The 15,654-nt window shown below is 39.8% G+C and carries 10 protein-coding genes; 6 read left to right on the top strand and 4 right to left on the bottom strand.

The features are described from left to right. Nucleotides 1-24: 24 nt before the first annotated feature. Nucleotides 25-708, top strand: a complete 684-nt coding sequence (locus JXQ92_RS17805) for an SIR2 family NAD-dependent protein deacylase (protein ID WP_421987998.1) — start codon at nt 25-27, stop codon at nt 706-708. Nucleotides 709-881: 173 nt separating this feature from the next. Beyond that, nucleotides 882-2,291 carry an MATE family efflux transporter gene (locus JXQ92_RS17800; protein WP_421987997.1) on the top strand — a complete coding sequence of 470 codons (1,410 nt, stop codon included), beginning with the start codon at nt 882-884 and terminating at the stop codon, nt 2,289-2,291. 25 nt (nt 2,292-2,316) lie between these two features. Here JXQ92_RS17800 and JXQ92_RS17795 read toward each other — a convergent pair whose 3' ends face one another. Beyond that, nucleotides 2,317-5,664 carry an FG-GAP repeat domain-containing protein gene (locus tag JXQ92_RS17795; protein WP_421987996.1) on the bottom strand — a complete coding sequence of 1,116 codons (3,348 nt, stop codon included), beginning with the start codon at nt 5,662-5,664 and terminating at the stop codon, nt 2,317-2,319. Between the two features lie 92 nt (nt 5,665-5,756). Here JXQ92_RS17795 and JXQ92_RS17790 point away from each other — a divergent pair, with 92 nt between their 5' ends. The 3 genes from JXQ92_RS17790 to JXQ92_RS17780 all read left to right on the top strand — a co-directional run bounded on the left by JXQ92_RS17790 (nt 5,757) and on the right by JXQ92_RS17780 (nt 9,816). Beyond that, nucleotides 5,757-7,793, top strand: coding sequence for a thioredoxin domain-containing protein (locus tag JXQ92_RS17790; protein ID WP_421987995.1), 2,037 nt, complete (start codon nt 5,757-5,759; stop codon nt 7,791-7,793). Nucleotides 7,794-7,932: 139 nt separating this feature from the next. Then, nucleotides 7,933-8,379, top strand: coding sequence for an SRPBCC family protein (locus JXQ92_RS17785; protein ID WP_421987994.1), 447 nt, complete (start codon nt 7,933-7,935; stop codon nt 8,377-8,379). Between the two features lie 135 nt (nt 8,380-8,514). Further along, nucleotides 8,515-9,816 (top strand): sulfatase-like hydrolase/transferase, encoded by a 1,302-nt coding sequence (locus tag JXQ92_RS17780; RefSeq protein WP_421987993.1) that lies wholly within the window; start codon nt 8,515-8,517, stop codon nt 9,814-9,816. Nucleotides 9,817-9,909: 93 nt separating this feature from the next. Here JXQ92_RS17780 and JXQ92_RS17775 read toward each other — a convergent pair whose 3' ends face one another. Continuing rightward, nucleotides 9,910-13,413 carry an amidohydrolase family protein gene (locus JXQ92_RS17775; RefSeq protein ID WP_421987992.1) on the bottom strand — a complete coding sequence of 1,168 codons (3,504 nt, stop codon included), beginning with the start codon at nt 13,411-13,413 and terminating at the stop codon, nt 9,910-9,912. A gap of 92 nt (nt 13,414-13,505) precedes the next feature. On the opposite strand from JXQ92_RS17775, the gene JXQ92_RS17770 reads away from it, so the two are divergent. Further along, on the top strand, nt 13,506-14,537 hold the full coding sequence (locus JXQ92_RS17770; RefSeq protein WP_421987991.1) for a DNA/RNA non-specific endonuclease: 1,032 nt from the start codon (nt 13,506-13,508) through the stop codon (nt 14,535-14,537). Between the two features lie 56 nt (nt 14,538-14,593). Here the strand turns inward: JXQ92_RS17770 and JXQ92_RS17765 are convergent, their stop codons facing one another. Together JXQ92_RS17765 and JXQ92_RS17760 are read right to left on the bottom strand one after the other, a co-directional pair. Beyond that, nucleotides 14,594-15,025, bottom strand: a complete 432-nt coding sequence (locus tag JXQ92_RS17765; RefSeq protein ID WP_421987990.1) for a hypothetical protein — start codon at nt 15,023-15,025, stop codon at nt 14,594-14,596. A 150-nt stretch (nt 15,026-15,175) separates the two neighbouring features. Further along, nucleotides 15,176-15,601 carry a hypothetical protein gene (locus tag JXQ92_RS17760; RefSeq protein WP_421987989.1) on the bottom strand — a complete coding sequence of 142 codons (426 nt, stop codon included), beginning with the start codon at nt 15,599-15,601 and terminating at the stop codon, nt 15,176-15,178. Nucleotides 15,602-15,654 lie beyond the last annotated feature (53 nt).

The following is a 15,654-nucleotide window of genomic DNA, read 5'->3' as shown; positions in this document are numbered from 1 at the left end:
TATTTTTGACAAGAAGCTGATCAAATGAAAAAACTCGTAGTACTTACTGGGGCTGGAATTAGTGCAGAAAGCGGCATTAAAACATTCAGAGATTCAAATGGGCTTTGGGAAGGTCATGACGTAATGGAAGTAGCTTCACCCCAAGGCTGGTTTAAAAATCCTGCTCAGGTGCTTGAGTTTTATAACCAAAGAAGAAAACAGGCCTTGCATGCTAAGCCCAATCATGCACATTTAGTGCTTGCTGAACTGCAAGCAGCGTATGATGTACAGATCGTTACTCAAAATGTAGATAATCTTCACGAAAAGGCTGGTAGTAAAAATGTGCACCATTTACATGGTCAATTGTTCCAATCAAGAAGCACGGTCGAAGAGTCCATAATATATGAAATGACCGATTGGAAATTAGGCATAGGCGACCTTTGTGAAAAAGGAAGTCAGCTCCGTCCGAACATCGTTTGGTTCGGAGAATCGGTCCCCATGATGGACATGGCGATAGAAATTACCAGTCAAGCAGATATTTTTTTAATCGTCGGAACCTCCCTTCAAGTCTACCCTGCAGCAGGCTTAATTGACTTCGCTCCAAAACAGGCTAAAAAGTACTTAATCGACCCTAAATCGGCAATTTCAAGTATTTCGAATGAAGTGACTTTTATTCAGAAAAATGCCACTGCTGGAATGCAAGAATTCAAGGAAATTATCGGTTCTTAAAATTTTCTTTTTGAAAATCAAAAAAAATAGTGCTTGCTTTGTGTCATCATGAAGTTATGAGAATTATCACGTTCATATCGACCGAACCGAAAATCCTGGTCCTGAACGCGTGCGGTTAATCCCTTTCGCGCACATCATTTATTTCATTTTTTTATTTTATTAATTCTCACGTAATGACTCAATTATCGAGTAATAGATTTATTAGGTTTTGGCAATACCTTAAAATGGCCATAGCAGGTAAACAAGAAGATTTTACCTCTGGAAGTATTCGGAAAGCGATATTCATGCTTTCTATACCGATGATCTTAGAGATGTTGATGGAGTCTACCTTTGCTTTGGTAGATATCATCTTTGTTTCCAGAATTTCGGTCAACGCCGTCGCTACGGTCGGTTTAACAGAATCAGTAATTACACTCCTCTATGCAGTAGCCATTGGCTTAAGCATGGCGGCCACAGCGGTGGTGGCAAGAAGAATTGGTGAAAAAGATAAGGCAGGTGCGGCAAAAGCATCCGTTCAAGCTATCTTTTTAGGCGCCATAGTGGCCGTTATACTGGGCGTTCTCGGGATAATTTACCCTAAGGAAATCCTTGGTTTAATGGGTGGCGAAGCGTCGCTTATAGAGGAAGGTTACCGATATACGCGCATTTTACTTGGCGGTAACATCACCATCATGATGTTATTCCTTATAAATGCCATATTTAGAGGTGCCGGAGATGCCTCCGTTGCCATGTGGACATTAGTCCTTTCTAACGGCCTTAACATCATCTTAGACCCGATTTTCATATTCGGACTAGGCCCTATACCAGCTTATGGCGTAGAAGGAGCAGCAATTGCCACTACCATAGGACGTGGTGTAGCTGTAACAGGCCAATTCATGATCCTGTTCTTTGGATGGGGCAGAATTAAAATTGGCGTTAGAGACTTTGTGCTCAATCTCGCCGTGATGGTGAACTTGATTAAGGTGTCGCTTGGCGGCATAGGTCAATTTCTTATTGGTACGTCTAGTTGGGTGTTCCTGATGAGGATTATGTCTGAATTTGGTAGCGATGTTTTAGCAGGCTATACCATTTCAATTCGGGTTATGATGTTCACCTTAATGCCGGCCTGGGGAATGAGTAATACCGCGGCAACACTCGTTGGTCAGAACTTAGGGGCTAAAAAACCTGATCGCGCGGAAATATCAGTCTGGAAAACTGGGAAATATAACGCCATTTTTATGATGGTAATTTCTTTGGTCTACCTCTTCTTTGCTAACAGCATTATTGGTCTTTTTAGCGATATAGAGGAAGTGGTTAGAAATGGTGCATTAAGCTTACAAGTGATTGCAGCCGGGTATATCTTTTATGCCTATGGCATGGTAGTAACGCAGTCATTCAATGGGGCTGGTGATACGAAAACACCAACTGTCATTAATTTCTTCTGCTTTTGGGTATTCCAATTGCCTTTTGCTTACCTCGCGGCAATTACGTTCGACTGGGGACCTATTGGCGTATTTAGTGCCATTACGTTTGCTGAAATTTTGATTGCGGTTGTTTCTATCGTCCTCTTTAAGAAAGGCAAATGGAAAACTGTAGAAGTGTAAACGTTTTATAAATCAGATGTTAGACTTACTTAGTGGCTTTGTAAGTTTTCAATTCATCATTATTGGAGGCTACAATAAGGTATTCATCGTTTTGAATTGTAATCGTGGCTAAGTCTCTAACATCTGATTTTAAATACAAACCAGCCTGTTCTTGGCTTATAACCTCGAATGCGCCATTCCCTTTATTAAGAATTATAGAACCCATATTGGCATCATAGCGAACCGTTTCAACTTCTGCACCATAGAAATTACCGGCAGTAATGAAATCGGTCAAACCATCGTTATTTACGTCTTTTAGAATAATGTCTTTCATAGAGCCAAACTGAGCTAATGCAGGAAAAGGCACAAAGTCAAATTCCATATCGCCATTGTTCACTAAAACCCCCGATGCAAAATTGTTCACTTCAAGCTTCAGTGATTCATCTAATCGTTCTTCCGTATAAATAGCCGTTAAATCGGCATTAGCGAACTTCTCATAATTATCGAATTTTTGGAGAATAAATGGCATTTGCTGAGAACTACACTCCCGCCCTCTTACTGGGAGTAATTCACCTCCATTGCTTTTCGATAATACGATATCTCCCAAACCATTGTCATCGAAATCATTGTAGAACAAGTAAAGTGGCGATTCTGCTGTTGGATGATACTTATTATTTAAGCCAACATTACCGATGACAAAGTCCATATCACCGTCGTTGTCAATATCGGTATGCACTATCCTATTCCACCACCCTTTCAAGTCGTCAAATTTCGATGAAGCTAATTCCAGCTCATCACCATTATTCAAGTAAATCTTTGGACTTGTCCATTCCCCAACTACTATTAGGTCTTCATGTCCATTACCATCTAAATCTGTAAGCGTGCCATCAACAAGCATATCTCTGGCATCGAAGAAGTCATTGGAAAACTGTTTAGTGGCATTCACAAAACGGCCATTGTTATTCTCGTAGATAAAACTCTTTGGCCCTGATGGATACTTGCCAGGTACATTTCTATTCAAAACAATCAAATCTACATCACCATCATCATCTAAATCAGTAGGCAGTGCTTTGCTACCTGCCGCAAGATCATTTGGCAAGCTACCTTGCGGTGATTTCTCAAAATTCCCGTTCCCGTCATTTAAATAGAGCCTGTCCCTCAATAAAGCATTGGCACCATTGTACATTTCACCACTACCACTAACTACATATAAGTCAAGGTCATTATCACCATCCACATCGAAGAATACTGAATTCATATCCTCATGCCCTTTATCATTACTAAAAGTACTGGTTGACGATTTCTTGAATTGTCCGTTCGCTTGTTGAACGTATAATGATGCCGATTGGCCTTTAGCACCACCAATAAACACATCTTCCAAACCATCTTTATTTACATCAGCTTTTGAAATAAAAGGACCATGTTCGGATTGACGGTGTGGCAACAAAATTTCATCAATAAAATCATCAAAATCATTCTCTCGATGGCTGTAGGTTATTTTAGAATCCTTTGTTTCTGTAAAGTAGGTGTCGCTTTTTGATACAATAGGCGTTACAAATTCAAGTTTATTATAGTCGATCTCCTCCAAAAGATCATCTCCTGTTAAGTTGATAATTGATGTTTTACCAGTAGGCCAAATCACATGAACTTCTTTAACCTTATCTGTATCTGCTATGAAAACACTTGGATCAGAATTCGATAAGTAGCCTCTACTGCCTCGGATTTTTTCCATCCTCACACTACCGTCTTCAGAAACTAACTTTAGCGTTGTACCCAATGCATCTCGATTTTCCTTAGGACCAATAACCTTTAGCCTCTTTAATTTTCTTCCTGTGTTTTCAACCGTAAGGTTTTTGAATAAGCTACTATTCAAATCCATATTGTTCGTGAGAATCTCTAGATCGCCGTCATTATCCAAATCGGCATAAACACCACCATTTGAATTATAAGCATTCTTCATGCCCCAGCTATCATTCGATCTGTCAAAATTTAGACTGCCTCGATTCTTGAAAATCGGATTTTGAAGCTTTGCACTAGGTAAAAGGTTAAGGACCTGGCCTAACTTGAGGTTTCCAGAAGCTGAGAGCTTATCTGTAGCCGTCATGGCATCATTATCGGTGATATCCTTACGAATTCCATTGGTTACAAATAAATCTTTGAGTCCATCAGCATCATAGTCTCCAAAAAGTGCTGTCCAACTCCAATCTGTTTTACTAATGCCCGCCAATTGAGAAACTTCGCTGAAATTACCCTTACCATGGTTGTATTGTAGAGTATTGACCATATACTGATGCTGATATCCTTGATCTACCATAGTCCAAAAAACATCATTACTCATTGCGGCCATTAACCTTTTAGACCTTACATGATCTTCAGGTGCCATATCTAGTGTAAAAAGATCGAAATGACCTGTATTGTCTATATCCGCCCAATCGCTACCCATACTGTAGAATGAAATATGATTGAAGTGATCTCCTATCGATTCCTTAAAAGTGCCGTTTCCTTGGTTGATGTATAGATAATCGGGCATTAAGTAGTCATTCGCCACATAGATGTCATCCCAACCATCTTCATTAAAATCTCCTAAAACCGCGCTAAGCCCCCAAGCATTATTCACAATGCCTGCTTTATCAGAAATATCTCTATACTTACCTCCTCTGTTCTCGTACAGCCTATCCCTGGCATATTTACTCGCCGAGTCATCAGTCCGGGCCAGCATATTAATGGTATTCTTATTCTCAAAATCGATCCGGTGATTTACCTGATACATATCTAAATCGCCATCTCTGTCAAAATCGAAGAAATAAGCCTGAACCCCGTAACCAGGATCGTCCAGGCCATATGTTTTAGATTGCTCAGTAAAAGTTAAGTCACCATTGTTTACATAAAGAAGATTCGTGCGCTCTTCCTCTTTTTCATACCGACCCGATCTTGATACGTAGATGTCCTTAAAGCCATCGTTATTAATATCTACAATCGTCACTCCATTTTTCCAACCCTCACTCGCGTTTACCCCAGCGCTATCCGTAACATTCCTAAATTTTAGTTTTCCCCTATTTAAAAAGAGTTTCGCGCCAAACTGATTGGATACAAAATAAACATCTTGAAGATCGTCATTATTGAAATCGGCTACCGCCAGACCAGAACCATTATAGATGTAGTTGTAGTTGAAAAAATTATGGGTTTCATTCTCCCTAATGGTGTTAATGAAGTTGATGCCAGACAGCGCATAGGACACTTCGCTGAACACAGGAGGCGTTGTCTCTGTAGGAATATCCTTTGGTTTTTCTTCAATTGTTTCATTCGAACCACACGAAAAAAACAAGCAAATACCTAGAATCACGGAAAAAGTAAAAAGTAGTCTTTTACGATTTGTTCTGTATACTTGTAACATCAGTCCACACATCACTTCAAATGTCCAATAAAAGGCTCAAGATAGAAGTTTCGGGTATAAAAAATACGCTGTTATTGAAAAAATGTAACAGAATGAAGACGATTAATTCCTTCCTTCTTATTGGAATTTTACTATTCGCTTATGGTTGTAGTGCTGATGGTAAAAAAATACTACCAAAGAATAGATTAGCCTCTGAAAGCAGCCTGTATTTATTGCAACATTCCACCAATCCTATCGATTGGTTTCCTTGGGGTAACGAAGCTTTTGACAAGGCTAAAAATGAAAATAAACTTGTGGTGATTAGCATTGGCTATTATGCCTGTCACTGGTGCCAAGTTATGGAAAAAGAGACTTTTATGGACACAACTGTGGCCAAGTTGATGAATGACAATTATGTCTCTATCAAAGTAGATAGAGAGGAAAGGCCTGATATTGATCAGGTTTATGCGGAAGCAGCTCGAAAAATGACTGGTAGTTCTGGTTGGCCACTAAACATAGTAGCGACTGCCGATGGCACACCACTCTTTGCTGGCACATACTTTGAAAATAGCGACTGGCAGGCTGTGCTTCAGCGTGCAGACTATCTATTCAAAGAAAATCCAGAAGAAATCTTAAGTCAAGCGAACGTTTTGGCCGAATCTCTTAAAGCGCAGTCTGGCATAAAAGGAGAAGGCATCGACTTGGATTTATCCGAATTTGAGGCGCTTTGGTTGAGTCAAAGCGATACAATTGTCGGAGGTATTAAGGGCACTCAGAAATTCCCTAACTCGCCTTATTTGTCCGCCTTGTTAGACTATACTTTTTATAAACCGAGTAAAGATCTAGACAATTTCTTAAGACAAACTTTAAACAATATGGCCTTAGGTGGCATGTTCGATCATCTAAACGGTGGTTTTGCCCGATATTCTACCGATGAAGATTGGAAGGTTCCTCACTTCGAGAAAATGCTTTACGACAATGCGCAATTGATGGATGTTTACGCAAAGGCCTATCGTAAATACAACGATCCTTTTTACTTATATATCGCAGAAAGTACGGCCAACTCCCTTCAAACAGAATTTAAAAATAAGAACGGTGGCTTTTATTCGTCCATTAATGCGGTGAGTAATGAAGTAGAAGGCGGCTATTATACTTGGACGCTAAACGAAATTGAATCAACTGATGATAGCCAGAAAACCATCGAATTATTCAACATTACCGAAGCGGGAAACTGGGAGAATAATCAGAACGTGCTTTTTGCGAATGGAAATAGTAAGGCAGACTACTTAAAGTGGACTAAAACCTCTTCTAAAGAAGATTTGCTGAGAAAACGATCTAGAAGAGATGCGCCACCAAAGGACGAAAAGGTAATTACTGGATGGAATGCCCTAGTAATTCAAGGTTTTGTTTCGCTTTATAAAGCCACTCAAAATATCGAATACTTGCAAGAAGCAGACGAATTAGCCAGTTACTTATTTCAAAATCACATCAACAGTGACGGATTTCTTTCAAGAACCAACGATCAATCACAAGCTGGGTTTTTAGAAGATTACGCACAGCTTTCTGCGAGTTTCATCACCTTATACCAAGTAGATTTCAACTTAAAATGGGTTGAAATGGCTGAACAACTAACGGCTAAGACAGTTTCCCTCTTTACAACTGACGACTCACCATTATTCAAGCAAAGTGCCTCAACAGATCAGTTATTCATGGCAAGCTACCCAACTTTAGATTCCGATTTACCTTCTGGAAATGCTCAGGCTGCTGAAAACTTAATTTTACTAGCCGAACTGTTTTACGATTCTCGAAGTAGCTGGAAGGATTTAGCGTTTAGCATGATCGCAGCCGAAAGCAATGAAATCTCCATCGCACCTGCTTTTACTGGTAAATGGATTCAGTCTTTAATGTTGCTCGAAAACCCACCATACGAAGTTGCTATACTCGGTGAACGGGCTAAACAGTTTCAAGCAGCACTTGACAGATCTTTTAGACCGGATATTATTTTCTTAGGTGGTAAATCAGAAGGTAATGTCCCCCTACTAGCGAATAAGCTTATGGAAGGTAGAACAATGATTTATGTCTGTCAGAATAAGACCTGTAAATTCCCTACGGAAGATCTTGAACAAGCCTACAGCATGACCTTGGAGTAACAAATTTATTCTGCAAGGTCAATTTTCCTTAAAATCATACTTAAGTATGAATACCTATTTTGCTACTCTTATCACCTTGGTTTATCAAATCAAGGGCGTTTCTTAAGTTAGAACGCTGAGAAATTAAAAAACTGAACAAATGAATTTTAAAGCAGACATTTTAATTGAAGCCACAAAAGAGCAGGTTTGGCAGGTGATTAGTGATATTGAAGGAGCAAAAGACCGCATTAGTGCTATCCAAAGTATAGAAATCCTAGAGCAGCCAAAGGACAGTTTCATAGGATTAAAATGGACGGAAACGAGAATTATGTTTGGTAAATCTGCGACTGAAACGATGTGGATTACCGATGCTAAGGATAATGATTATTATCTTACAAGAGCTGAAAGTCACGGAGCAGTTTATATTTCAAAACTCATGCTTGAGGAAATAGAAGGTGGCACGCTTTTAACCATGTCTTTTAATGGCACGCCACAAACCATAATGGCTAAAATCATGTCTGCAGTACTTGGACCTATGTTTAAAAAAGCCACCATCAAAGCTATAGAACAGGATTTAATAGACATTAAAGCATCAGTTGAAAAATAAACCACAATGAATTGATTATTAGATATTTAAATTTTATTAATAAAATCAATTCGAACTAAAGTAGGGTGATAGTATTTTGAGGACGTATTAAACCAAAGCACATTTTAAGTGTCTTGTAAGCAGCAAATTCACCTTATGAAGAAATACATCCTACTCACAGTTTGCATAAGCATATGGTTCACCTCATGTTCTTCAGATGATCAGAGTTCACCCACTTCTCCCGAAGATAATGACACCAATATTTTATTAATCATCGCTGATGACTTAGGCTTAGACGCTATCAATGGATACACAGAAGGAAGCATTAAAGCCAACACACCAAATTTAGATGGAATCCGAAATGCTGGCGTAACCTTCAATAACTTTTGGAGCAACTCAGTTTGTTCCCCTACGCGGTCTACGATTTTGACAGGGAAGTATGGATTCTCTACCGGCGTGCGATCACCAGGTGATGAAATATCAAGTAGCGAAACCTCATTGCAAGAATACATCAGTAATCAAACTAATAACAAATACGCTACGGCAATCGTTGGAAAGTGGCATTTATCGGGCAATAACTTCACTTTAAATCCCGAAGATATGGGTATAGACTACTATGCTGGTCTCTATTCTGGCGCAGTTGGTGATTATTACGACTGGAACTTGACCGAAGACGGCATTGTCACCAATGAAACGGAATATGCTACCACTAAATTTACTGACTTAGCCATTGACTGGGTCAACGCGCAAGACAAGCCCTGGTTTCTATGGCTAGCCTATAATGCCCCTCATACGCCTTTTCATTTACCACCAGCCAATATGCATGCTCAGGGCGCACTGCCGAATGATCAAGCTTCCATCGACGCAAACCCTACTCCCTATTTTATGGCCAGTATTGAAGCCATGGATTTTCAGATTGGCCGATTGCTAGAAAGTATACCTGATGAAGAATTAGACAACACAGTCATCATTTTTATGGGAGACAATGGATCTCCAAACCAGGTTTCTCAAGCTCCATATGGCAGAAGACGAGCGAAAGGCACCATGTATCAAGGTGGAATTAACGTGCCGATGTTTATCAGTGGTAAAGGGGTGACAAGAATTGACGAGGATAATGCCTTGGTCAATGCCACAGACCTTTTTGCTACAATAGCTTCATTTGCCGGTGTTTCAGTAAATAGTACCAACGATAGCCAGAATTTTCAAGAACTCTTAAGTACAGCAAATAATGATTTCCGAGATTTTACTTATTCTGAATTTTTTGACGGAATCACTGATGAATGGACCATCAGAAATCAAAGTCATAAACTGATTGTGAATGGAAATGGCAATGAAGAGTTTTACAACCTAAATGCTGATCCTTACGAAAACGATAACTTATTAGATGCTGATCTTTCAGCTGCGGATCAATCGCAAAAAACAGCTCTGGAAGCTTATTTAGATCAAATCCGTCAATAGTTCTGCATTAAAAAAAGAAATTCTTAAAACAAAAAAAGGATCAAAACCTTGATGAGCTCAAAGCGTTGATCCTTTTTTTATGTGCTAAAGAGATTATTTCTTAATCCCTGGCAAATCTTGTGGCTTTTCTGAGTGCCAGTAAAACTTACCTGCCTTTTTCTTCCTAGGATACTCTTCGTCCAAAGTACCGGCATTATACAGTCTACCGTTCTTCATTACATGGCTTATGGCGTTCGTGTTTCTGATGTTATCGAGCGGGTTCTCCATCAAAATCACTAAATCAGCCAGTTTACCTGCCTCTATAGAGCCAAGGTCTTTCTCCAACCCGATAGCCTCAGCACCTTGAATAGTGGCCACTTTTAAAGCATTTAGCGGAGTCATTCCTCCGGACGCCATTGCCCACAATTCCCAATGGAAACCTAGCCCTTGCAACTGTCCATGACTACCGACACCGGCTATTCCACCTGCTTCAACGATTGAGTTTAGGTCTTTAGCCAATTTCTGGAATACATGCTCTTCATCCATAAACCACCCAGGTCTTCTTCTAGATTTTTGCGCTAACTCTTCATATGGCGTAAAGAACTGGAGCTTTTTATCATGATAAGGATTCTCTCTTGAGTAAAAGTAGTTTTCAGCCCAAGGACCGCCATAGGATACTAAAAGTGTTGGTGTATAAGCCATTTTAGAATCTGCAACGGTTTTGGTTACGTCCTTATATAATGGATGTATTGGCAAGGAATGCTCATGCCCTGGGTAACCATCAATTAGATTTGACATATTGAACTTGAAATCAAGACCACCTTCTGTGGTAGGCATTAATTTTTGTTCCTTAGATGCCTGAATAATCCACTGTCTGGTCTTTCTATTCCCTGTCAGATACATTTTTATCGTCTTGGTGTTGTAGTACTCTGAATACTGCTTTAAGACTTTCTTGGTTTGTTCTAAGCTTTTTAAGTTATACATCCAGTAACCAACTCCAGGACCAGTAGAATATACCCTAGGACCTAAGATTTCACCTGTTTCAACCATATCCGAATACGTCAGCACATCAGTAGTCGCTGTCTGTGGATCTCTTGTTGCGGTAACACCATAAGCCAAGTTTGCGGCATAAACCCAAACTTGATTTTTATGGATTCCCCAAGCCGGCCACATGTGTGCATGTGTATCGATCATACCAGGAATAATAGTTTTCCCATTCATATCAATCACTTTAGCCTTTCTAGGTACGGTCAGAGAACCTGATTCCCCAACAGCCTTGATTCGAGCATTCTCAATCAGAATATCACCATTTTCTATCACCTTGTTTCCATTCATGGTAATGATTCGAGCACCTTTAAGCAGTGCCATACCATTTGGAATATCCTTTGTAGCCGTTATTTCAACTTTAAATTCATCGGCCCGATAACCTTCATTTTCTTTTTTGGCCTTTTCAGCTGCTTTTTCTTCATCAGTTTTAGCCTTTTCAGCAGCTTCTTTTTCAGCTTTCAGCTTCTCCTTCTCCTCTTTCGACATTGCCTTTTCAGCTTTCTCTTTAGCTTTTTTAGCCGTGGATACACTATCAGCATAGGCTTTAGCTGCTCCTAAGTCATACACAAAGTGCGCATTACCAAGCGACCAATGTACTTTCTTAGCGTCACTAGACCACGCCGGAAACTCACCCCCAATTTCTGTCAATTTCCATGAAGGAAACTGGGCTGAACTAGGGTTAGCTACAGAAATAGACGGTGTCTGCCCTATTTTAGGCACTGTCACTACATAAACATTATTGTTAATTTGGGCTAGTGCTTTGTCTCCTTCTGGTGCCATTTTAATCCAACTTGCACGAGATGGCGGATTATTTTCCTTCGCATCCAAATCCATTGGTAGTACATCGGGTCGTCTTTGACCGAGCGCACCATGCTTCAAGTGATCATCGGCCGGATTCGAACCATAAACTGTAATTCCTGTAATCGATACGTGGCGCTTCTCATCGGTACCATCCCAACGGACTGAACTTAGTCCTTGAAAACTGTTCAGATAAATTCTATCGTTCGCATTTACAAAATGAGGATTGCTACGTCCATTCGTTTTCATAATGAAATTAATATCTCCACCATCAGCAGACATCCAAACAAGGTCTTCAGACGATCTTGGTGCAGTCGGACCTGCAGCATCGCGTAAATTTTGAGCGCTACCCTTAGTAAATACCAATCGCCCGTTCTTATGCCAAGCAGGATTATTGTAGATGGCAGATGTTTTGGTCAATTTCACAGGGCGAGGTCTACCTTCCACATTTACTTTATAAATACTTCCACCAACAGCATCTTCCCAAGTCACATAAACTAAAGATTTACCATCTGGAGACCATGCCGGTTGCGCTTCTGTCATTTCAGCATCAGAAAGACGTTTTGGTTCTCCTGAAGGCATTTCCATCACGTAGAGCTTATTCAGTGCAGTGAAAGCCAACATTTTACCATCAGGAGACGGTACAGCATCCCTAATCTGCGTGATAATCATGTCTTTCTCATCAGAAATCGGGTAGTCAAATTTGACTCTAGGCCCCATATCAATTTCTAAGTCAACATTGAACTGGATTTCCTTTGCGCTACCTCCATTAACAGGAATACGGTGAATTTTACCATCGTATGATGCTAGAAGTTCTTTTGAATCCGGTGTGAATGTCATGGCAGGTAATACGCCAAGTGGTGCTATTGATTCCTGATCATCTCGTTGTACTGGGTATGCCAACCACTTTTCATCCCCAGTGCTTAAATCCCTCAATACTAGGCCAGTTTGGTCTTCGTATCGCGATCCATAAACCATCCATTTTCCATCAGGTGATAAAGTGGGAGAAAATGCTGAGCCATATCTTGATGTAATATTTGCGTTCTGACCATTTTCACGATCATATGTCGCGATTTGGTACTGTGGCAACTGGGCGTTATAGTTCCATGCTCCATTTCGTCTAGAATAATATATATATCTTCCGTCAGGGCTAAATGTCGGTTCAATAGTCTTTAAGCCATTTGGAGATTTTATGAGTTGAAAACCGCCTCCACCATCTTTGTGGTACATAAAGAGCTTATGCGATCTTCTACCCCTAGCTACTACAATGTATTCGCCATCTGGTGACCATTCAGCCGATTGAAACCACTCATTTTGACTTTTTGTGATTTGTTTGGTTTCCTCAGAAGCCAATTCCATAGTCCAGATATTGTCGTTACCACTTCTATCAGAAGTAAAAACAATATGCTTACCATCAGGGCTATATCTCGGTTGAGTATCATAGGCCATCCCATCCGTTATTCTCGTTGCTTTGCCACCAGTAAAAGGAATGGTATATAAATCACCCATCATATCAAAAATGATGGTTTTGCCATCGGGGCTAATGTCTAATGAAAGCCATGTGCCTTCGGTGGTATTAAATTTTATGGTACGTTCTGCCTTTAGTGGCAGATCTTTGAATTTTTCTTGTCCGGTTTCGGTAGTATCACCTTGCCCGTCTTGCCAAGGCACAAATGCCAAAGTGGATTGGTTGGCTAAAAAAAGACACATTGCGATGGTTAAACACAATTTGTGAATGCCTTTTGCCGATCGAGTATTGTAAACTCTCTGCATAGGTTGTTGATTTTGGATTTAAAAAGTCATGTAATTTAGTAAAATACTAATTCGCGAAAAGTGGATTTATACTTATCATTGCAAAAAACTGAATGGCTAAAAAAGCATCATCTACAAGACGAAAGTCCACAAGCAAAAGGCCTCTTAAAGGTCGTAAAACGGCAAAAAAGGGTTTTAACCTTGGCAAGTTTACTTTAGGTATGCTTATCCTAGTAATCCTTGGATATGCAGGTCTTGCTTTAAATGAAGGACGTTTGGTGCCAAAGGCTCTGGAGGAATTTGAGATTCCATCCTTTGGAAACGATAATGCCGAAATAGAAGCGGAAGAACCCGAACCTACTGAAACTCTCGTAGAAGAGGGGTCTTTAGAAAGTAAAGCGTCTACTAAGCCTACCTCCAGCACGATTAACTTCGATGACTTTGACCTATATTTTACGAATGCCTTTGACTTTATGTGGCCAGCCTATAAAACCGGTGAGGCTATAATAGAACGTCCATATTATACATTGCGCTACAATGAGGAACATGAGCAAGCCATGTGGGTAGCCTACAAATTATCAGGGGATAGTCTAAAACAAGAAAAATTTAAAAGGAAAGATGACTTCCGAAAAGACCCGAGAATTAGAACAGGGTCTGCCACGCTTGCCGATTATAAGGGCTCTGGTTACGATAGAGGGCATTTGGCTCCTGCGGCAGATTTTTCATATGATGAGTTTGCACTATCTCAATCGTTTTACATGAGTAATATGAGCCCACAAAACCCATCTTTTAATAGAGGGATTTGGAAGAAGCTTGAAGACAGAGTGAGAAATTGGGCATCAGAAAACTCTGACATCTATATAGTTACAGGCCCTATTCTAAATAATAAATTAAATACAATTGGAAAAGAAGAGGTGTCCATTCCAGAATATTATTACAAAATAGTTTTAGATATTCAGAAGCCAGAAATAAAAGCAATTGCGTTCTTAATGAAAAATGAGAAAAGTAGCGAAGCACTCAGCTCTTTTGTTGTAAGCATTAACCGAATAGAGGAGCTCACAGACCTTGATTTTTTTCCATCTATGCCAGACGACCTCGAAGAAGCGCTAGAGAGCAGCATTTCAACAGCACCTTGGTTTAACTAGCTTTTAGCATAAAAAAAGGGAACTCGAAAGTTCCCTTCATTCTATTTCTAGGTTTTTTATTCTGTTTCTCTTTCGCCAGTCAGCTTCATTTCCATGCCTTCTGCGGTAAGCTTACCTTCGATTGAATCTCCGTCAAATTCGAATTCTACATCGATTATAGTACCGTCTGCATCAACTTCACCAGTCATTGTCATCCCTTCCTCATCAAATGAAATATCATCCATCTCTACGGTTTCGTTATCAGTAGTATCTTCCATTGATACTTCAAAATCACCATCTTCATCTTTAGTAATTGTTATAATGAGCTCAACAGTTTGTCCTGGCACTTCAACTTCAGCATTCCAAGTACCACTCGGATCATAGGCTATTATGTTTACCTTACTTGAATTGTGCTTATCGATCTGATTTGCAATGCCTGAATATAGTGGCGCTGTCATTAAAAGAGCAGCTAAAAGTGTTAATCGGGTAATTGTTAATATTTTTTTCATCAGCGTGTTTTTCCTAAGTATGATTAAATTATTGCGTACCTATTTATTCATAGGAATTATGATATTTGGTTAAATATGGCAGTAATTCTCAAAAAGTGGACGAAAAAAGGGAAACAAATGTTTCCCTAACCTTAGATAAATCTTTAAAACCTATTTGCTTGGCTTTCTTTCTGCAGAAATTGTAAGCTCATCTTCACCTGCATAAACCATTCCTTCCATTGAGTCACCGTCGAATTCGAATTCGAAAGCTACGCTATCGCCATTCAAATCAACAGATGCTTCCATTACGTTCTTTTCAAAGGTAATGTCTTCAAGGTTTAGCGTACCATAAACATCGCTTTCGATCGATACTTGCCAATCGCCATCTTCATCTTTACTGATCGTCATTTCGTCAGTTAGATCACCATCCGGTGTAGATACTTTGTACTCCCAAGTTCCTACTGGGCTGTACTTATCTTGAATGTTAATCCCTAAATCCGAAGTTTGTGAAACACTCTGTTTCGCTGGAAATGCTATCGCTGCTAAGAATAAAAAGGCTAAAATTGCTGTTTTTGAGGTTGTTGTAAATCTTTTCATTTGAGTTTGAGTTTGTACTAGTTTTCTATTTCTGATATACAGACGCCACCTTT

It is taken from the genome of Roseivirga sp. (assembly GCF_049099775.1).
Lineage (GTDB): Bacteria > Bacteroidota > Bacteroidia > Cytophagales > Cyclobacteriaceae > Roseivirga.
This window is presented reverse-complemented; position numbering and strand designations above follow the sequence as displayed.